Source organism: Microvirgula sp. AG722 (assembly GCF_003269145.1).
GTDB lineage: Bacteria > Pseudomonadota > Gammaproteobacteria > Burkholderiales > Aquaspirillaceae > Microvirgula > Microvirgula aerodenitrificans.
The window spans coordinates 182,146-202,098 of sequence record NZ_QLTJ01000001.1; the positions used below are offsets into that span (position 1 = coordinate 182,146).

Consider the following 19,953-nt stretch of genomic DNA (forward strand, 5'->3'; position numbering starts at 1 on the left):
CGCTCAACACCATTTGTGATTCACCAGCGGCTTCTTGTGTTCGATCAGGTACTCGAACTCATTGCGGAAGTGCTTGGTGAAACTGCGAACAGGGAACACGGCGGCATCAGCCAGCGCACAGATGGTGCGACCTGCCATGTTGTTGCCGACCGAATCGAGCAATTCAAGATCGCCCGGACGGCCTTCGCCGTTGGCGATGCGATGAATCACGCGGTAGAGCCAGCCGGTGCCTTCACGGCACGGCGTGCACTGGCCGCACGATTCCTCGTGGTAAAAATAGGCCAGACGCTCGAGCGCCCGGACCATGCACACGTCCTCGTTCATGACGATGACCGCGCCGGAACCGAGCATCGATCCCGCCTTGGCGATCGCGTCGTAGTCCATCGTGCAGTTCATCATGATCTCGGCCGGCAGCACCGGAGCGGACGAACCACCCGGGATCACCGCCTTGAGCTTCTTGCCATCGCGCATGCCGCCGGCCATTTCCAGCAGTTCGGCGAACGGCGTGCCGAGCGGGACTTCGTAGTTGCCGGGGCGGTTGACGTGGCCGGATACCGAGAACAGCTTGGTGCCACCGTTGTTCGGCTTGCCCTTGTCGAGGAAGTTCTGCCCGCCGTCGCGCATGATGAACGGCACCGACGCGAACGATTCGGTGTTGTTGATCGTGGTCGGCTTGCCGTACAGGCCGAAGCTGGCCGGGAACGGCGGCTTGAAGCGCGGCTGGCCCTTCTTGCCTTCCAGCGATTCGAGCAGCGCGGTTTCCTCGCCACAGATGTAGGCGCCGTAACCGTGGTGACCGAACAGGTCGAAGCAGAAATCGGAACCGTTGATGTTGTCGCCGAGCAGGCCGGCCGCGCGGGCCTGGTCCAGTGCGGCTTCAAAGCGCAGGTAATCCTCGAACACTTCGCCGTGGATGTAGTTGTACGCGCGTTTCACGCCCATCGCATAACCGGCGATGATCATGCCCTCGATCAGCGCATGCGGATTGAAGCGCAGGATGTCGCGGTCCTTGAACGTGCCCGGTTCGCCCTCGTCAGTGTTGCAGACCAGGTACTTGTCGCCCGGGAACGAACGCGGCATGAACGACCACTTGAGGCCGGTCGGGAAACCTGCGCCGCCACGGCCGCGCAGGTTGGATCCCTTGACCTCGGCGATCACGTCTTCCTGCGGGATCTTGCTGTCGAGGATCTTCTTCAGCGCGACATAGCCGCCGCGCTGCAGATACGCGTCGAGCGTCCAGCAGTTCGGATCCGAGGTGTCCACGCCGTCGAAAATGACGCCGGAAGTGTAGACGGCCATTATTCGAACTCCGCCAGTTTCTTGTCGATGGCTTCACGATTCATGAAGCTGCACATCTTGTGGTTGTTCACCAGCATGACCGGTGCGTCGCCACAGGCGCCCATGCACTCCCCTTCCACCAGCGTGAACTTGCCGTCGGCGGTGGTCTCACCATAACCGATACCGAGCTTGTGCTTCAGGTAGTCGCCGGTGTCCACACCACCCGACAGCGCACAGGGCAGGTTGGTGCACACGGTCAGCTTGTACTTGCCGACCGGCTTGAGGTCATACATGTTGTAGAACGTTGCGACTTCGTAGGCGGCGACCGCCGGGATGCCGAGGTAATCGGCAACGAACTCGATCAGTTCGGTGGTCAGCGCGCGCTCCGCCGGCGTGCTGCCGGTGGCGTGACGCTCGGTCTGCGCGATGCGCAGCGCCGACATGACGGCCGAACGGGCCTGGTCGGCCGGGTATTTGGCGACCTCGCGGTCGATCTGCTTGAGGGCTTCTGGCGACAACATCAGCGGTCAATCTCCCCGAATACGATGTCCTGCGTGCCGATGATCGACACCACGTCGGCCAGCATGTGGCCGGTGGACATTTCGTCCATGCCGGCGAGATGCGCATAGCCGGGGGCGCGGATCTTCAGACGATAGGGTTTGTTTGCGCCGTCGGAAACGAGATAGATGCCGAACTCGCCCTTCGGGTGCTCGATGCCGCAGTAGGCTTCGCCTTCCGGCACGTGCATCCCTTCGGAGAAGAGCTTGAAGTGGTGAATCAGCTCTTCCATGTTGGTCTTCATCGACTCGCGCGACGGCGGCGCAACCTTGTGGTCGTCGGTGATGACCGGGCCCGGATTCTTGCGCAGCCAGTCGACGCACTGCTTGATGATGCGGTTCGACTGACGGAATTCTTCGATACGGACCAGGTAGCGGTCGTAGCAGTCGCCGTTGACGCCGATCGGGATGTCGAAATCCATGCGATCGTAGACTTCGTACGGCTGCTTCTTGCGCACGTCCCAGGCGATGCCCGAGCCACGCAGCATCGGACCGGTAAAGCCCAGTGCCAGTGCACGCTCCGGCGATACCACGCCGATGCCGACCGTACGCTGCTTCCAGATCCGGTTGTCGGTCAGCAGCGTTTCATATTCGTCGACACAGGCCGGGAAGCGGCGGGTGAAATCGTCGATGAAGTCGAGCAGGCTGCCCTGACGATTTTCGTTCAGGCGTGCCAGTTCGCGATCATTCTTAAGCTTGGAGAAAGTGTACTGCGGCATCGTGTCCGGCAGGTCGCGATAAACGCCGCCCGGACGGTAGTACGCCGCGTGCATCCGCGCGCCGCTGACGGCTTCGTAGCAGTCCATCAGGTCTTCGCGTTCGCGGAACGCGTACAGGAACAGCGTCATCGCGCCAATGTCGAGCGCGTGGGCGCCGATCCACAGCAGATGGTTCAGGATGCGCGTGATTTCGTCGAACATCACCCGGATGTACTGGGCGCGCAGCGGCACCTCGACCCCGATGAGTTTTTCGATCGCCATCACATAGGCGTGCTCGTTGCACATCATCGACACATAGTCGAGACGGTCCATGTACGGCACGCTCTGGATGAAGGTCTTCTGTTCGGCCAGCTTCTCGGTGCCGCGATGCAGAAGCCCGATGTGCGGGTCGGCACGCATGACGACTTCGCCGTCGAGTTCGAGCACCAGCCGCAGCACGCCGTGAGCGGCCGGGTGTTGCGGACCGAAGTTCAGCGTGTAGTTACGGATTTCAGCCACCGTAGTTCTCCTCGCGGATGATGCGCGGCGTGATTTCACGCGGCTCGATGGTCACAGGCTGGTAGATGACGCGGCCTTCGGTCGGGTCGTAGCGCATTTCCACATGCCCGGAAACCGGGAAGTCCTTGCGGAACGGGTGGCCGACGAAACCGTAGTCGGTCAGGATGCGGCGCAGGTCCGGGTGACCGTCAAAGACGATGCCGAACAGGTCGAACGCTTCGCGCTCGAACCAGTTGAGGCCCGGCCAGATGTCGACCAGCGACGGCACGACCGGGAAACTGTCGTCTTCAGCGAAGAAGCGCACGCGAACGCGCAGATTGTGCGCGACGGACAGCAGGTGGAGCACGACCGCGAAACGGGCGCCGTCGTAGGCGCCGTCCTTGTAGGTGCTGTAATCCATCCCGCACAGGTCGATGCACTGTTCGAAACCGGCTTCGTCGCGCAGCAGGCGACAGGATTCGACGATGGAGGAGGCTTTGCAGACGAGCGTCAGCTCGCCGAGGGCAGTGGTCGCCGACACAAGCCGGTCGCCAAGAAGCGATTCGGTCTGCGCCTTCAACGCGTCCAGGTACGATGCCATGGGCGTTTACCTTTTAACGGGCGATGGTACAGGTACGTTTGATCTTGCTTTGCAGCTGAATGATGCCGTAGAGCAAGGCTTCGGCCGTCGGCGGACAGCCGGGCACGTAAACATCCACGGGAACGATGCGATCGCAACCGCGTACCACCGAGTACGAGTAATGGTAGTAGCCGCCGCCATTGGCACAGGAACCCATGGAGAGTACCCAGCGCGGCTCGGCCATCTGGTCGTACACCTTGCGCAGGGCCGGAGCCATCTTGTTGCACAGGGTGCCGGCGACGATCATCAGGTCGCTCTGGCGGGGACTGGGCCGGAAGATGATGCCGAAACGGTCAAGGTCGTAGCGCGCCGCGCCGGCCTGCATCATTTCCACAGCACAGCACGCCAGGCCAAACGTCATCGGCCACAGCGAGCCGGTGCGGGTCCAGTTGATGACCTTGTCGGCCGACGTGGTGATGAAGCCCTTTTCCAGTACGCCTTCTATTCCCATTCCAGCGCTCCTTTTTTCCACTCGTAGATAAAACCGACCACGAGAATCGCGAGGAACACCAGCATGGCGACAAAGCCGAACATGCCGATTTCCCGCAGCACGACGGCCCACGGGAACAGGAAAGCAATTTCGAGATCGAACAGAATGAAAAGAATGGCCACGAGGTAGTAGCGGACATCGAACTTCATGCGGGCGTCTTCAAACGCCTCGAAGCCGCACTCGTAAGGAGAGTTTTTTTCCGGGTCAGGACGGCTGGGAGAGATCAGCTTGCCCAGAAGCATTGCAACGACACCCACCACGACGCCAATAATGACGAACATGAGGATGGGAAAGTAGTTCTCCAACATTTCCCGTGTTACCCCCAAAAAAAAGGGAGCCTGGCTCCCTTTATTTGCACACCGGTCAATCCGGCTTTGATTTTTGGTGCCGACAGTGAGACTCGAACTCACACAGCCTATGGCCACTACCCCCTCAAGATAGCGTGTCTACCAATTCCACCATGTCGGCATCAGAAAAACTTGTCAGTCCGGAATTTTTCCGTTCTGCACAGGATTCTGATTGTTTGTCGCGCCAGCCGGAGCAGTCGACGGCGCAACAGTCTGTTCAATCGGTTTGGCCATCACACCGAGGTCTTGCTGCTTGCTGCCGCTCGACAGCAGCACAAGGGCCAAACACGTCGCAAAAAAGATCGTCGAAAGGACGGCGGTCGTGCGACTGAGGAAGTTCGCAGAACCGGTCGCACCGAACAGGCTGCCGGAAGCCCCACTCCCGAAAGCTGCACCCATGTCCGCGCCCTTGCCGTGCTGCATCAGAACCAGCACGATTACCGCGAAGGCCGAGATGAGATTAACGATCCAAATCAGCGTCTTAAGAATTTCCATATTCTATCTATTCAGCTGCCGCATGACAAATATTTTTGCACTGCAGCGGATCCAGAAATGCCCCGCCAACCAATGCACCATCTACTTGCGGCAGCGTGAAAATTTCCACGACGTTATCAGCCTTGACTGACCCGCCGTAAAGGAGCGTGATGTTACACGAACCCCCGACGATGTCAAAGAGTTTCCGCCGTATTGCCTCATGCATTTCCGCCACCTGGGCGACCGTTGCGACCTGTCCGGTACCGATCGCCCAGACCGGTTCGTACGCGACCAGAACCGACTCGCGACCGCGCAGTGCATCAGCCACTTCATCCAGTTGCGCAAGCACGGTTTCGACCGGATGACCGGCCTGGCGATCCGCCAGTGACTCACCGACACAATACACCGGAAGCATGCCCGCATCGTAACAGCACAACAGTTTTTGTGTCAGTGTCGTAGCCGACTCGGCAAAGTACTGCCGCCGTTCGGAATGGCCGACCAGCACATAGCGGCAGCCGACATCGGCCAGCATCGCGGCGGACGTTTCGCCGGTGAAGGCCCCGTCGTTTGCAAAATGGCTGACATCCTGTGCCGCCAGCCCCATGTTGCGGCCGGCCAGCAGGGCGCCGACCTGCCCCAGATAGGCTGCCGGCACCGCGACCGCCACGTTGACTGCGTCGCATGCCGGGTCGGCCAGAAGTTCGGACAGCAACGCCGCATTCTTCGCCAGACGGCCATTCATCTTCCAGTTCCCGATCACGAGCTTGGTCATCGTTGCGATCTCTCCTGCATCAAAGGCAAATTCAGTAAACCGCGCATTATATAGATGAGTCCCTCCCTGCTTGCAAAGAGTGCGCCGGGGCGATGGCGGCATTCCACATTGCACATGACGGCAAAGTTGTAATATTTCTGAAAAGGCCACCGCCTACCATGCGTTTCACCTCAACCTGGTTCTCCACGGGAGCTCAACCGATGAAACTGACGATTCGCCTGGCCGCATCAGCCGCCCTTGCCAGCAGCTTCGCCACCGCCTACGCCGCCGACATCACTGGCGCCGGCGCCACCTTCCCCTACCCGCTGTACGCGAAATGGGCTGAAGCCTACAAGGCCAAGACCGGCAACGCGATGAACTACCAGTCGATCGGCTCCGGTGGTGGCATCAAGCAGATCAAGTCGAAGACGGTCGATTTCGGCGCCTCCGACATGCCGCTGAAGCCCGAAGAGCTGGAAAAGGAAGGCCTGACCCAGTTCCCGACCGTGGTCGGCGGTGTGGTACCGGTCTTCAACGTGCCGGGCGTCGCCGCCGGCCAGATCAAGTTTACCGGCCCGCTGCTGGCCGACATCTACCTGGGCAAGGTCAAGAAGTGGAATGACCCGGCCATTCGCCAGTTGAACCCGAGCGTGAAGCTGCCGGACCAGGTGATCACCGTGGTACGTCGCTCCGACGGCTCCGGCACCACTTTCGTCTGGACCAACTACCTGTCCAAGGTCTCCAGCGAGTGGAAGCAGAAGGTCGGCGAAAACACGGCCGTCAACTGGCCGATCGGTGTGGGTGGCAAGGGTAACGAAGGTGTTGCCAACTATGTGACCCGCATCAAGGGTGGCATTGGCTACGTCGAATACGCGTATGCGAAGCAGAACAAGATTTCCTACGGCGCGCTGAAGAACAAGGACGCTCACTTCGTCGTTCCGAGCGAAGACAGCTTCAAGGCGGCCGCCGCCAACGCCACCTGGAGCCCGAAGGACGGCTTCTACCAGATCCTGACCGAACAGCCGGGCAAGGGTTCGTGGCCGATCACCAGCGCCACTTTCATCCTGATGCACAAGAAGGCCGACAAGCCGACCCAGTCGGTCGAAGCGCTGAAGTTCTTCGACTGGGCCTATGGCAACGGCGGCAAGATCGCGCTGGATCTCGACTACATCCCGCTGCCGGACAATGTCCAGAAGATGATCCGCGACAGCTGGAAGAGCCACATTACTGACGCTGCCGGCAAGCCGGTCTGGAAGTAAGCGCCGGACGCGGCGCAGCCCGATGACACATCGTCATGCGCCGCGTTGAGCCGCCTGGGCCGGGGAGGTATGCTTCCCGGCTTTTTCGCTGCACTGTTCTGCCGATTGCAACACCCCGCGCCCGTCGCGGAGCCGGTTCCGCCCTGTTGCCTCGGCCCGCGGGCCCTGTGCGGCTTCCGTCCAACCTGATGACAGGCTCTTTGAGAACCCTATGGACCTCAGCCAATTCGAACGCCAGCTGGCCACCCAACGGCGGCTGGATCTGGTCTTCCGCACCGCCACCCGATTTTTCGCCTTTCTGGTCCTGGCCCTGCTGCTCGGCATTCTGCTGTCGCTGGTCATCGGCGCCATGCCGTCGATCGACAAGTTCGGCCTCGGCTTCCTGACCAGCCGCACCTGGGACCCGGTCAACGAGGAGTTCGGCGCACTGGTGCCGATTTTTGGCACGCTGGTCACCTCCTCCATTGCCCTGCTGATCGGCGTACCGGTCAGTTTCGGCATCGCGCTGTTCCTGACCGAGCTGTGCCCGGCTGCATTCAAGCGCCCGCTCGGCATCGCCATCGAACTGCTGGCCGGCATTCCGTCGATCATCTACGGCATGTGGGGCCTGTTCGTGTTCGCCCCGTTCTTCGCCGAGCACATCCAGCCCTGGATGCTGGACAATCTCGGCCCGATCCCGATCATCGGTGCGCTGTTCCAGGGACCGCCGATGGGTATCGGCATTTTCACCGCCGGCCTGATCCTCGGCATCATGGTGATCCCGTTTATCGCCTCGGTCATGCGTGACGTGTTCGAGGTGGTGCCCCCCATGCTGAAGGAATCGGCCTACGGCCTCGGCGCCACCACCTGGGAAGTCGTCCGCTACGTCGTGCTGCCGTATACCAAGACCGGTGTCATTGGCGGCATCATGCTCGGCCTCGGCCGCGCGCTCGGCGAGACCATGGCGGTGACTTTCGTCATCGGCAATGCGTACCAGATCTCCCCGGCCCTGTTCGAAGCCAGCAACTCGATTGCCTCGGCGCTGGCCAACGAATTCGCCGAAGCCGATGGCGAGCTCTACCTGTCCTCGCTGATCGAACTCGGCCTGATCCTGTTCTTCATCACCTTCGTCGTGCTCGGTTGCTCGAAACTGCTGTTGCTGAAGCTCAAGCAGTCCGAAGGCAAGCAAAGCTGATCCGGAGCGAAATCCCATGAACAAAGCGCTCTATCAACGTCGCCGCCTGCTGAACCTGTTCAATCTGGCCATGTCGATGGCGACTGTCGCCTTCGGCCTGTTCTGGCTGGCCTGGATTCTCTACACGCTGCTGTCGCACGGGCTGGCCGGCATCACGCTGGACACCTTCACCAAGGTCACGCCACCGCCTGGCTCGACCGGCGGTCTGGCCAACGCCATCTACGGCAGCCTGCTGATGACTTTCTTCGGCACGCTGATCGGCACACCGATCGGCATTCTGGCCGGGGTCTATCTGGCCGAATTCGGCACCCGTGGCTGGCTGGCTCCGGCGACGCGCTTCATCAATGACATTCTGCTGTCGGCACCGTCCATCGTCATCGGCCTGTTCATCTACGAGGTGTACGTCGTCAGTGTCGGCCACTTCTCGGGCTGGGCCGGCTCGCTGGCGCTGGCGCTGCTGGTGATCCCGGTTGTGGTCCGCACCACCGAGAACATGCTGCGTCTGGTGCCGAACAGCCTGCGCGAGGCGGCAGCGGCACTGGGTGCCCCGCAGTGGAAGATCATCATGCAGGTCACGCTGCGCGCGTCGAAGACCGGGGTGCTGACCGGCATTCTGCTGGCGATTGCCCGCATCTCCGGCGAAACCGCTCCGCTGCTGTTCACCGCGCTGAACAACCAGTTCTGGAATTCGAACATGAATGCGCCGATGGCCAACCTGCCGATCGTGATCTTCCAGTTCGCCATGAGCCCGTACGAGGACTGGCACACGCTGGCCTGGGCCGGCGCGCTGCTGATCACCTTCAGCGTCCTCGCCCTCAACATCGTCGCCCGCGTACTCGGCAGCAAGAACGCATTGAAATAAGGCCCCGAAATACCATGATCGACAGCAATACCATCAAGCTCCAGGTCAAGGACCTGAACTTCTACTACGGTGCCTTCCACGCGCTGAAGCATATCGACATGACCATCCCCGAAGGCAAGGTCACTGCGTTCATCGGCCCGTCCGGCTGCGGCAAGTCGACCCTGCTGCGCACTTTCAACCGCATGTTCGAGCTGTATCCCGGCCTGCGCGCCGAAGGGGAAATCCTGCTCGACGGCAAGAACCTGCTGGCCAGCGATATCGACGTGAACCTGCTGCGCGCCAAGGTCGGCATGGTGTTCCAGAAGCCGACTCCGTTCCCGATGTCGATCTACGACAATGTGGCCTTCGGCGTGAAGCTGTACGAGCGGATGAACAAGAGCGAGCTGGACGAACGGGTCGAATGGGCGCTGCGCAAGGCGGCCATCTGGGAAGAGGTGAAGGACAAGCTGAACCAGTCCGGCAACTCGCTGTCCGGCGGCCAGCAGCAGCGGCTGTGCATCGCCCGCGCGGTCGCCTCGAAGCCGGAAGTGCTGCTGCTCGACGAACCGACCTCGGCGCTCGACCCGATCTCGACTGCGCAGATCGAGGAACTGGTGCACGAGCTGAAAGAGAACTACACCATCGCCATCGTCACCCACAACATGCAGCAGGCGGCCCGGGTGTCGGACTACACGGCCTATATGTATCTCGGCGAGCTGATCGAGTTCGGCCACACCGATTCGATCTTCACCACGCCGAAGCAGAAGGCGACCGAAGACTACATTACCGGCAAGTTCGGCTGACGACCCGCGGCTTCGCACTCCAGCCGGCCCCGCAGGCCGGTTTTTTCATGCCTGTGAGGACCTCTCTTGCAACACAGGGGCCGCGTTGTCCACGGCATTGCAGGCAGGCGTTTTGCTGGAGGTGCATTGTGACAAGCAAGATCATTGAATCACTGCGCAGCGATCTGGAAGCGCTGCACGCAGCGGGCGCAATCAGCAAGGTGACAATGCGCGAGTTCGACACGATCTGTCCCTCCCCGGTGAAGGCGTTCAGCGCCAGCGACATCAGGCATCTGCGCGAGGTGCTGAAATTCAGCCAGCCAGTGTTCGCACATCACCTGCACACCTCGGCATCGACCGTCCGCAAGTGGGAGCAAGGTGAGACCCGGCCGGCCGGGCCGGCGCTCAAACTGCTCAACATCATCGCCAGCAAGGGTCTCAAGGCCATTCCCTGATCGCAATGGCAGGTGCCTATGGTGCCTTGCCCCCGCTGGGCGTGTCGAAGAACAGCGTGTAGTAGAAATCCAGCGCATTGTCGTCACCGGCCCGCGCCACGGCGGACCAGCGGCGCGACAACTGGTAGGTCAGTTTCACCGTCTGGGTCGCATCGGCCAGCCCCTGTTCGTAGCTCAGGTACAGCTTGTCGGACAGGCGCTTGCCGAGTGTCACCACCTGGGTCGTCACCGAGTCCGATTCGCCGCCGCGGTACGAGAAGCCGCCGGTGCTGCCGGTGGTCGACGACGTGGTCCGGCTTGAGACCGAAATCTCGTCCAGGCCGACCGCGTTGGCAATCTGCTGCTGCACCGGCACCGCATCGGCATCGGACAGCAGCACGCTGGCGGCGGTGAACAGCACATCGGCATCCTCACTGCCGCCGCTCAGCGTCGGCTTGCCAAGTACCAGCCACGCCAGTTTCTCGGTATCGGACACGTTCGGGCTGGAGACCAGCCGCACCAGCGGCCGGTTGACCGTGCCGGACACCTGCACCCCGGCTTCGACCGCCAGCCCCTTGCGCACGGCAAGAATATCCAGGCCCGGATTGTCGATCGGCCCCTGGAAGGTCACGACGCCATGGTCGATGCTCAGGTTCTGGCCATAGGCGCGATAGGCGCCCTCGGTCACCCGCACGGCGCCGGTCGCCGCCAGCGGCTCGGTCGGCGTTGCCCGCACCCGGATCGCTCCACCCAGCGAGGCATTCAGCCCGCGCCCGGACAGTTTGAGCCGGCTGCCGAGGTCGATCATCACGTCCAGGAAGTACGGATAGGTCTTGCGCTTGCGGGCTTCGGCCTCGGTGCGCCCGACCACGATCACGTCATCACCGAGTTTCGGCTTGTCGCCCTTCGGAATGTCAATCCGCCCCTTGTCGACATTCAGCTTGCCGTCGATCACCACCCCGCGCGGTTCCAGCCGGGCCTGCAGCCCGCCGGACACGGTCAGGTTGCGTTCCGGTCGCGCCAGCGCGTCAAAGTGCTCGAACTGCAGCGCCAGCAGCCCTTCGGACAGTTCCCGCTCGCTGAAACCCAGCCAGCCGGAACCAGTCATCTTGCCGCGGCCACCGGTGAACTCCAGCCCGGACAGCAGCAGGCGACGATCGGCCAGCGTGACATGGAACTGGCCATCGCGCGCCGCCACGCCCAGCTCGGCATCGCGGTAACTGAGACCGGCGCCATCAAAGCTGCCGCTCAGCCGTCGCGCCTTGCCGCTGCCGCTCGCGCGCAGATCCAGCGCCAGCCGGCCATCGACGGTGGACGTCGGTCCGGCGAACACGCTGGCCCATTTCAGGGATGGCATATTGGCGCTCAGGTGGTAATCGGGCATGCCCATCTCGGCCCAGCGCCAGACGCCGTCACGGCGCGGCACCCGGCTTGTGGCTTCCAGATCGGCCTGACCGAACTGGGTCGACCGCAGCGAGGCCCGGGTCTGGATCCGGTCGCCGGCCAGCTCGCCATCCAGACGCGCGGCGCTGAGTGCCAGCGCGATCGGTCGCGCCAGATCACGATCTGTCACGGTCAGGTCGCCCGCGCTGCGTTCGATGCGGAAGCGTCCCTGCAGTCGCTCGGCAATGCGGATATCCCAGTCGGCGCCCAGCACCAGATCGGTCCGTACCGGCGGCGGTGACGGCAACTTGCCCAGCCACTGGCCGACGTCGACCCGTGTCGCCGAGCCCCGGCTGACAATAACGCCACCGGGCGCCCAGCGCGTTTCGGCCAGGTCCAGCCGTGCATCGAGCACGCCAATCTGCAGACGCCCGATATGCCCCTGGTCGGCGGCCAGGTCCAGCTCGGCCGGCGCGGCCAGTGCCAGACGCCAGCTGCCCCGGTTTTCCAGTTGTTCGACCCGGCCACGCCAGCGCAGCGCCTTGTCGTCCAGTCCGCCGCGCAGGGCCAGCATGGCATCCAGTTGCTGATCGGCAATCCGGCCGCGCACGGCGGCGCGCAGCCGGTGCACCTGCCGGCTGCCGTCCAGGTCGATCGTGGCACTGTCGATGCGCTGGCCAGCCGCCTCGATACCGGCGGCATTCAGCTTGAGCAGCAACGGCGCCGTGGCCGCCCGCGCCACTTTGGCGCTCAGGTCCAGATGGCGCACGCCGATGCCGAACGGGGTGGCGACGCCGTCGGCTTTCAGCGTGGCATCGACTTGCGGCGCATCCAGTGTGCCGACCAGCCGGCCCTGCCCCTGCGCCTTGCCGGCAAAGCCCTTGCCGAACGAGGCCAGACGTGGCGCGTCGAGGCGGAAGTCCAGCACGTCACCCCGGCGACCGAAGGCCCCCTTGGCCGCCAGCCGGTTGCCGGCAGCCAGCAGGCCGATATCGACATCGGACAGGCGGGCATCCTGCCAGGTCAGCTTGCCCTTGCCGGTCAGCGACTCGCCAGCCAGCCGGCTGTCGAGCAGGTCGAGGGCAAGCTTCAGTGTCAGCGGCGTGATGGCGCCATCGACATTCAATCGGGCGTTCAGGTCGGTTTGCGGGACTGCAGGCGAGTAACGTGACAGGTCCAGATGCGCCATGGCCGCCCTGGCAGTGAAGCGCTGATCGTCAACCAGCGACAGCTGCCCGCTGGCATCGAGCCGGCTGTTGCCTTCATGGAAGGCGATTTTCGGAATCCGCAGCTGACGCGCGGCACCGATGCCGCTCAGCGCCACCTCCATGTCCAGCCGGCGCGGCCCGTCTCGCAGTGCTGCGCGCATGGCCGGTTCGGACAGGGTGCCGCGCAGTGACAGGGTGCCGTCGATCGCGCTGCGATAACTGTCGACTACCTCGGCGGCATCAATGCCGGCCAGCGAGACATCGAGCGCCAGCTTCTGCTCGCGAATGCCACCGCCAAGCGTGATCCGGCCCCCGGCAGCATCGACATGGCTCGGCTGCAGCTGCAGCGACTGTGCATCAATGGTGAATGCCAGCCCCGCCGAACTCAGCGGCAGCCGTTGCGCAGAAAACGAACCCGGCTGCGCATTGGTCAGCGTCATGCGGCCTGCCGCGCGCAACTTGCCCGGTTGCGGCGCGATATCGGCCGCCAGCGTCAGCAGACTGTGCGGTGCGCTGGCCAGGAATTCGGCCAGGTCGAGATGATCGACCCCCAGCTGGACCTGGCGCACGCGCTGGTACGGCAGGGTGGCGAACGGGGCCAGGGTGGCCACCAGCGAACCACTGGCACTGCCGGCGGCAAACGCGCCGCCGACATGCAGCTCGGTCAGCGAGCCGGTCAGTGCCAGCCGCGTGTCGATCGGTTTTTCCACCGGCGCCGGCACCTGGCCCAGGGCAAACAGGCTGGCCGTCAGCGCAAACGGCTTGCGACCATCCAGCGTGGCTTCACCATGCGCCTGCGCCCATGGCGTGCTCAGCGTATCAATCACCAGCCGGTGACGCCGGCCATCACTGTCCAGCCGCAGTGACAGCTGGCTCATGACCGGGGCAGCGGTCGACGACAGCGCCAGCGACTTCAGGGTGAACGATTGCAGGCTGACGCCCAGCGGCAGGGTCAGCGACGCCGGCGGCGGGCTCGGCGGTTCGTCCGGGCTGGGCCGCAGGTCCAGCTTCAGCGCTCCCAGCGCCAGCGTGTCGATCCGCAACTCGCGCTGCCACAGCGCGCGAGGCTGCCAGTCCAGCGTCAACCGGCTCAGGTCGACGTCGGTGTAGCGGGTGTGGACCCGGATATCGGTCAGGGTAAAGCGCGACAGCAAGTCGCCCTGTGCACCGCCGATCGACAGCGTGTCGCCGGACAGGCGGCTGGCCCAGCCGGCCAGACGCTGCAGGCCGGCACTGTCGCGGGCACTGAACGCCAGTCCGGCCACCAGCAACGGCGGCAGCACCAGCAATACGGCAATGGCACCCAGCAGCCACGGCCAGAGACGGCGGCGCCGGGCAGGCGCGGCTGCCGGGGATTCGGTCGGGGGCGGCGGCGGAAGGGTCGGCATCAAAAGCTCATGTCCAGCGAGAAGTGGAGCCGGATCCTGGCGTCACGCTGGCCATAGGCCAGGTCAAGAGCCAGCGGTCCGACCGGGCTGCTCCAGCGCGCGCCAACGCCATAGCCGACGGCAAAGTCGAAATTCTGCCAGTTTTCGGCCGCGTTGCCGGCATCGGCAAAGACGGCGGCGGCCCAGTCCTTGATCACCGGATACTGGTACTCGGCACTGACCACGCCCAGCACCCGTCCGCCCACGATGGCATTGCCTTCCTTGACGCCGAGATCCTGATAGCCGTAGCCGCGTACCGAGCCGGAGCCACCGGTACGGAACAGCACGTCGTTGGGCACGTCGTTGCCGTCCCGGGCAAAGACCTGACCGACTTCGCCACGCAGGATCATGCGCCCCATCTTCTTGCCCAGCGGCAGGTACCACGCGCCCTTGCCGTAGCTGCGGATGAACGAGGTATCGGTCAGTACCCCCTCAACCGCCCCGGCCAGCTCGACCCGCCATGCATAACCCCGGCGCGGATTCAGCGGATTGTCGAGGTCGCGCCTTGTCCAGGCCCAGCCCAGCATCAGCGCTTCGCGGTAATTGCTGCCTGGTTCGCTGTCGATCGAGGCCCGTTCGCCGACGTAGGTCAGGGAAATGCTGCGATCGATATCCCTGCTGGTACGCGAACGGCTGACGCCATAGCGATACAGATCGGTGGTCAGGTTGTTCGCGTCTTCATGTTCATAGCGGGCAAAGCCGCCCCAGGTGTACAGCTTCTCGTCCAGCGGCAACGCCAGTTGCACGCCAGCCGACTGCTTGTCACGTTCCAGCCGCGCGCCGGCATCGAAGATCCAGCCGCGATCGAGCACATTCACGTGGCGATAATTCATTTCGCCGCGCTCGCCGGAGTCGGTACTGTAGCCAAGACCAAAGCTGACTTTCTGCTGCGGTCCCTCGACCACATCGACATTGACCGGCGCCGCATCGGCGGTGGCCGGGTCCAGATCGGCACGAACGAAGACGCTGGCGAAATACGGGGTGTTCTGCAGCCGGGTCTGGAAATCGAGCAGGGTCTGCTGCCGGTACGGGTCCCCTTCGGAGAAGCCGGCCAGTCGTTCGACGATCTGGCGCGGGTAGCTGTTGAGTCCGGTGACCGACAGCGCGCCAAGCGCATAGCGCGGCCCGCTGTCGTAATGTGCGGACAGTTGCGCCTTGTCGGTACCCGGGTCGACCACCGCCCGGCTTTCCGCCAGCTTTGCCGTCGGATAGCGGTCTGCCAGCAGGGTCAGCAACGCGGCCTTTTTCGAACCGTCCCAGCCGGGCTGGCTGAAAGTTTCGCCTTCCTTCAGTGTCCATGCCCGCAGGGCGCGGCGCTCGCGGCGCTCGATATCGTCGTCATTGCGGATCGGGCCGTCGAGACGCAGGTCGACCTTGTCGATGACGACCGGCTCGCCCGGCTCGACCGTCAGGGTGATTTCGGCCGGCGTACTGCCGCTGGCCGGGGTGAAGGCCGTCTCGATCCGGGGGTTGAAATAGCCACGAGTCGACAGCAGGTCCTTCGCATCAGCCGGCATTGCCTGGTACAGCCGTTCGAGCTGTTCGGGCGTCATATCGTCGTATTCACGCCATTTCATGACGTCGAGATGCTCGGCTAGCAGATCGCGGACATCACCCGGGGCCGTGACGGCGACCTCGTACACCGGCGCGGCGACTGCCGGCACGGCCAGGACGAGCGAAACGACAAAAAGGGGAATCGGCGATCGTGCCATGCGCAGGAAAGGGAAGTGGCAGGATAGCTAAAAATACAGGCCGATGGCCAAGCGGTCAAAGACACGGCGCAATCCCGGGCCAGATAGCGTCCGCAATTCCGGCTTGACAGCGGGCTGCGCCTTCGACCACACTGGGTGTCATGAACTCCGTGACTTTCCAGACTTATTCCTTTTATTGGTACCGCACCTCCCCGGGGCGGCTACCGCGTTAAGTCACGAGCAACAGATTTAACCGACATGAATGCCGCCGCGGTCAGGCGGCGTTCGTGTTTTCAGGCAGTGGCGAATACTCCAGACCGCGCGGTTCACAAAAACCGAAGTGGAGCACGCCATGACCGACCCCATCCTCACCCGGCTGATGACGCCGGCAACACCGCAGGCCCTGTCCCGATTACGTGCCAATCCGGCCCGCACCGTACTGATCGACGATGCCGCGTTTCTTGACCAGGCCCCTGACCGCGTCAGCGAGTGCCGCGCCCGTCTGCTCGGCACCGTCACCCACCTGATTACCCTTGGTCTGCACCAGCCGGATCACCATGCACTGGCCGCAACCAGCCGCCTGCCCGAGCTGTACACGCTGACCCATACCCTGCGCGCCCGCCTGCCCGGCCTGGCACCGGCCACCGCCCGCCTGGCCGCAGCCTCGCTGGTCGCCGGCGGCCTGCCGGCCGACGAATGCGAACGCCTCGATGTCATTGACGTCCTGAGCGCAGCCGGTATCGACCTGCCGGAAGGCGAAGCCTTCCACCTGCTGTCGCTTGACGCCCTGCCCCCCGCCGCCCTGGCCTTCGATGCCGCCGACGCCCTGTCGCTGCTCGAAGCCGGCCGCACCCGCCTGACCCGCTGATTTTCCGGCCGCCGCCCCGGTCATGGCGGGGCGGCGGCTGTTTCCGTCTTCACACCACTCGTATCAAGGATCACCTGATGACCCGCTCGCAATGGGGTTCCCGCCTGGGCTTCATTCTCGCCGCTGCCGGTTCCGCCGTCGGACTTGGCGCTATCTGGAAATTTCCGTTCGTCGCCGCGCAAAATGGGGGTGGCGCCTTCCTGCTTATCTTCCTTGCCATTACCTTTACCCTTGGTCTTGCGCTGATGCTGGCAGAAATGTCCATTGGACGCGCCACCCAGCAAAGCATCGTCGGCGCCTTGCGGACACTGAAAGGCGGCGGCTGGCCGGTGCTCGGCTATCTCGGCGTGCTCGGCGGTTTCGTTGTTTTCAGTTTCTACAGTGTGATCGGCGGCTGGACCATCGCCTACTTCGTCCGCGCCCTGCAGGGTGACATCATCACCCGCGACACGGTGCAGCTAGGCCACATGCTCGACAGCTTCATTGCCGATCCGGTCTGGCCGATCGCCGCGCTGAGCGCCTTTATCGGTCTGACGCTGGCGGTCGTGCTCGCCGGCGTGCAAAAGGGCATCGAGCAGATGAGCAAGCTGCTGATGCCCTTGCTGTTCCTGCTGATGCTGGCGCTGATCGTCCGCGGACTAACCCTGCCCGGTGCGATGGCCGGCCTGCTGTACTTCGTGCGCCCGGACTTCAGCAAGGTCACGGCCGACATGCTGATCAGCGCGCTGGGCCTGTCATTCTTCTCCCTGTCGCTGGGCAATGGCACGCTGCTGGCCTACGGCTCTTATCTGCCGAAGGAGGTGCGCCTGGCAAATTCGGCCGCCTGGGTGGTGGGTCTGGCTACGCTGGCATCGCTGCTGGCCGGGCTGATGGTGCTGCCGGCCGTGTTCGCCGTCGGGCTCGACCCGCAGGCAGGCCCCGGGCTGACCTTCATGACCATGCCGGCGGTGTTCGCCACTCTGCCCGGTGGCCAGGGCTTCGCCATCGCTTTCTTCGCGCTGCTGATCGTCGCCGCGCTGACGTCATCGGTATCGATGCTGGAACTGGTGTCCTGCTTCCTGATCGATGAGTTCCATCTCAGCCGCCGCAGCGCGTCGTTGCTGGTGTCCGCACTGGTGTTCTGCTTTGCCGTGCCGGCTTCGCTGTCGTTCGGCATGCTGAACGGCGTGCGGCTGGGTGACAAGACAATCTTCGACTGCATGGACTTCCTCGCCTCGAACATCCTGATGCCGGCCGTCGGTGCCGGGGTCGCACTGTTCACCGCCTGGATTTCCTGGCCACGACTGGCGAACGAGCTGGCCGGCCCCGGCCAGCGGCCCCTGTGGCTGCACGGCATGTGGCTGCTGTGCGGCCTGGTCGCCCCGGTCGCCATCGGCATTATCTGGATCAACGGTCTTTGAGACAGTCAGGGAGGGCCGCCCCTCCCTGACCCGCGTCAACATGCACAGCCGGATTTGTTTCAAAACTATGACAAAATGATAAAATGATTGATTCACTTTACCCCATCCGTATGGCGCTTGATGCCTGGCCGTCTGCTTCCCCTGTTCTTGCTCGCGTTCTGCAGCCTGCTCCCCTGTCTGTTCATGCTCGGTCATACCGGCAACAGTGTGGTCCTGAAAATTTACGTGACCAGCATCACCATGCTGCTGCTGTGCGCCCTGCTGTGGCGGCATAGGCTGACCCAGCCCCTGTCGTTGCTGCTGTGTGCGCTGCTTGCCGCCAATTTCGGTCTTTCGCTGTTCAGCTACAGTCTCTACCAGGCGCCGTTTAATGATGGTTTCGCTGTTAGCATTCTCGAAACCCATCCCAGCGAATCCCTCGAAATGCTGACGATATATTGGCCCTATCTGGCTGCTACAGTCGTCTTTGGCATCATACTGATTCTTCTGATCCGAACGCTGTCCAGCCACCTGCCAAGCCGCGCGCTGCAGGCTGGCTCGCTGCTTCTCGCTGTCTTTATGTCGGTCACCTACACCAAGGCGGCGTATCACGATCCGTCGCAGAACAGGCGCTGGGTACCCAGTGCTTACCTGATGGAAAAAAGTGCCTTGTTCAATGCCAGCTACTTCATTACCGCACTGAATGACCGCCAGCTGATCGAAAAGATCAATCAGCGCAAGGTCAGGCATCACATCACGCAGCGGTCCACCGGCATTAGTGTTTATGTAGTCGTGATCGGTGAATCAGCCCGGCGCCAGAGCATGAACCTGTACGGTTATCCCCTGCCTGATACACCGGCTGCCAATGCGCAGCGGAAAAACATGCTGCTGTTCAACGATGCAATCGCAGCCGCACCGATCACTATGCTTGCCGTACCGATGTCACTGAGCGCAGCTTCTCCTGTCCGCTTTGACGTCAACGATTATGCCGACAACATCATCAACTTGGCCAATCAGGCAGGCTACCGGACTTACTGGCTAAGTGCCCAGGAAACCAATGGCAACAATGCCAACGCCATTACGGCAGTCGCAATGAGCTCGAATGAAAAAGCCTGGATTGCCGGTGCCTATGATGCAGATCTCCTTCCACATCTGGACAAGGCACTGCAGCAGCCGGGCAGAAAGGTCATTTTTCTGCATCTGATGGGCAGCCACAACTCGGCCTGCAAGCGGTTTCCGTCCGGGGCTGCCGTACTACACGAGCAAGGCAGCTACGACAGCTGCTACGTGAATTCGATCCGCTATACCGATTCCCTGCTCGGACAGGTCTTTGCACGGCTGAAAGGCCAGCGGGCCTCCGTGCTTTACTACTCGGACCATGGTCAGGAAAGAACCCCGGACAATGGCGGTACCTATTACCACGGTGGCGAGTACCCCAGCCAGGAGGCCTATCGCGTCCCGCAGTTCATCTGGTATAGCGACGCCGTTCCGCGTAACCGGACCAGGACCGGACAGGTCAATGCGCCGTATTCGACGGCGGACAATTACTACCTGATGATGAACTGGCTCGGCATCCGGACCGGCGTCAGGGATTGTGCGTCACCGCTGTCGGACTGCTACGCGCCGCCATCGTCCATCACTGTACTGAATGCGGCCCGACGCAAGCTGGACTATCACCGGTTGCCGGACAATGTCCGCCTTGCCCGGGCCGCACGCTAAGCCTGCATGCTGACCCAACGACAAAGGGACCCGCGGGCCCCTTTGTCGTTGCTGG

The 19,953-nt window shown here is 62.9% G+C and carries 18 protein-coding genes and 1 tRNA gene; 8 read left to right on the forward strand and 11 right to left on the reverse strand.

Features of this window, described 5'->3' with window-relative positions:
- Positions 1-3: 3 nt before the first annotated feature.
- The 9 genes from nuoF to tpiA all read right to left on the reverse strand — a co-directional run bounded on the left by nuoF (position 4) and on the right by tpiA (position 5,754).
- Positions 4-1,299: an NADH-quinone oxidoreductase subunit NuoF gene (nuoF, locus tag DFO50_RS00835; RefSeq protein WP_028498008.1), complete on the reverse strand. Its 1,296-nt coding sequence runs from the start codon at positions 1,297-1,299 to the stop codon at positions 4-6.
- Positions 1,299-1,799: an NADH-quinone oxidoreductase subunit NuoE gene (nuoE, locus tag DFO50_RS00840; RefSeq protein WP_028498009.1), complete on the reverse strand. Its 501-nt coding sequence runs from the start codon at positions 1,797-1,799 to the stop codon at positions 1,299-1,301. The genes nuoF and nuoE overlap by 1 nt, the downstream gene beginning before the upstream one ends.
- Positions 1,799-3,052, reverse strand: coding sequence for an NADH-quinone oxidoreductase subunit D (locus tag DFO50_RS00845; protein ID WP_028498010.1), 1,254 nt, complete (start codon positions 3,050-3,052; stop codon positions 1,799-1,801). The genes nuoE and DFO50_RS00845 overlap by 1 nt, the downstream gene beginning before the upstream one ends.
- Positions 3,045-3,632: an NADH-quinone oxidoreductase subunit C gene (locus DFO50_RS00850; RefSeq protein ID WP_028498011.1), complete on the reverse strand. Its 588-nt coding sequence runs from the start codon at positions 3,630-3,632 to the stop codon at positions 3,045-3,047. Before DFO50_RS00850 ends, DFO50_RS00845 begins: the two co-directional genes overlap by 8 nt.
- Before the next feature lie 13 nt (positions 3,633-3,645).
- Complete coding sequence (locus tag DFO50_RS00855; RefSeq protein WP_028498012.1) at positions 3,646-4,122, reverse strand: NADH-quinone oxidoreductase subunit B family protein; 477 nt, start codon at positions 4,120-4,122, stop codon at positions 3,646-3,648.
- On the reverse strand, positions 4,113-4,469 hold the full coding sequence (locus DFO50_RS00860; protein WP_028498013.1) for an NADH-quinone oxidoreductase subunit A: 357 nt from the start codon (positions 4,467-4,469) through the stop codon (positions 4,113-4,115). Before DFO50_RS00860 ends, DFO50_RS00855 begins: the two co-directional genes overlap by 10 nt.
- 74 nt (positions 4,470-4,543) lie before the next feature.
- Positions 4,544-4,629 (reverse strand) — tRNA-Leu (locus DFO50_RS00865).
- Positions 4,630-4,643: 14 nt separating this feature from the next.
- Positions 4,644-5,003 (reverse strand): preprotein translocase subunit SecG, encoded by a 360-nt coding sequence (secG, locus tag DFO50_RS00870; protein WP_028498014.1) that lies wholly within the window; start codon positions 5,001-5,003, stop codon positions 4,644-4,646.
- A gap of 7 nt (positions 5,004-5,010) precedes the next feature.
- The gene (tpiA, locus tag DFO50_RS00875; protein ID WP_107888786.1) at positions 5,011-5,754 is read right to left on the reverse strand and encodes a triose-phosphate isomerase; all 744 of its coding nucleotides are present in this window, start codon (positions 5,752-5,754) and stop codon (positions 5,011-5,013) included.
- A 200-nt stretch (positions 5,755-5,954) separates the two neighbouring features.
- On the opposite strand from tpiA, the gene pstS reads away from it, so the two are divergent.
- The 5 genes from pstS to DFO50_RS00900 all read left to right on the forward strand — a co-directional run bounded on the left by pstS (position 5,955) and on the right by DFO50_RS00900 (position 10,244).
- Positions 5,955-6,992, forward strand: a complete 1,038-nt coding sequence (gene pstS / locus DFO50_RS00880) for a phosphate ABC transporter substrate-binding protein PstS (protein WP_028498016.1) — start codon at positions 5,955-5,957, stop codon at positions 6,990-6,992.
- A gap of 211 nt (positions 6,993-7,203) precedes the next feature.
- Entirely contained in the window at positions 7,204-8,166 is a 963-nt protein-coding gene (gene pstC, locus DFO50_RS00885) for a phosphate ABC transporter permease subunit PstC (protein ID WP_107888787.1), read from the forward strand.
- Positions 8,167-8,182: 16 nt separating this feature from the next.
- Positions 8,183-9,028 (forward strand): phosphate ABC transporter permease PstA, encoded by an 846-nt coding sequence (gene pstA / locus DFO50_RS00890; protein WP_036385077.1) that lies wholly within the window; start codon positions 8,183-8,185, stop codon positions 9,026-9,028.
- A gap of 14 nt (positions 9,029-9,042) precedes the next feature.
- On the forward strand, positions 9,043-9,810 hold the full coding sequence (gene pstB, locus DFO50_RS00895) for a phosphate ABC transporter ATP-binding protein PstB (RefSeq protein WP_028498018.1): 768 nt from the start codon (positions 9,043-9,045) through the stop codon (positions 9,808-9,810).
- Positions 9,811-9,938: 128 nt separating this feature from the next.
- On the forward strand, positions 9,939-10,244 hold the full coding sequence (locus DFO50_RS00900) for a DNA-binding transcriptional regulator (protein ID WP_107888788.1): 306 nt from the start codon (positions 9,939-9,941) through the stop codon (positions 10,242-10,244).
- Between the two features lie 16 nt (positions 10,245-10,260).
- Here the strand turns inward: DFO50_RS00900 and DFO50_RS00905 are convergent, their stop codons facing one another.
- Complete coding sequence (locus tag DFO50_RS00905) at positions 10,261-14,202, reverse strand: translocation/assembly module TamB domain-containing protein (protein WP_107888789.1); 3,942 nt, start codon at positions 14,200-14,202, stop codon at positions 10,261-10,263.
- Positions 14,202-15,953, reverse strand: coding sequence for an autotransporter assembly complex family protein (locus DFO50_RS00910; RefSeq protein ID WP_112691914.1), 1,752 nt, complete (start codon positions 15,951-15,953; stop codon positions 14,202-14,204). The genes DFO50_RS00905 and DFO50_RS00910 overlap by 1 nt, the downstream gene beginning before the upstream one ends.
- A gap of 331 nt (positions 15,954-16,284) precedes the next feature.
- Here DFO50_RS00910 and DFO50_RS00915 point away from each other — a divergent pair, with 331 nt between their 5' ends.
- From DFO50_RS00915 to DFO50_RS00925, 3 genes are all read left to right on the forward strand, one after another.
- Positions 16,285-16,800 carry a hypothetical protein gene (locus DFO50_RS00915; protein WP_028498021.1) on the forward strand — a complete coding sequence of 172 codons (516 nt, stop codon included), beginning with the start codon at positions 16,285-16,287 and terminating at the stop codon, positions 16,798-16,800.
- 77 nt (positions 16,801-16,877) lie between these two features.
- Entirely contained in the window at positions 16,878-18,200 is a 1,323-nt protein-coding gene (locus DFO50_RS00920; protein WP_107888791.1) for a sodium-dependent transporter, read from the forward strand.
- Positions 18,201-18,287: 87 nt separating this feature from the next.
- Positions 18,288-19,898: a phosphoethanolamine transferase gene (locus DFO50_RS00925; RefSeq protein ID WP_146744997.1), complete on the forward strand. Its 1,611-nt coding sequence runs from the start codon at positions 18,288-18,290 to the stop codon at positions 19,896-19,898.
- Positions 19,899-19,953 lie beyond the last annotated feature (55 nt).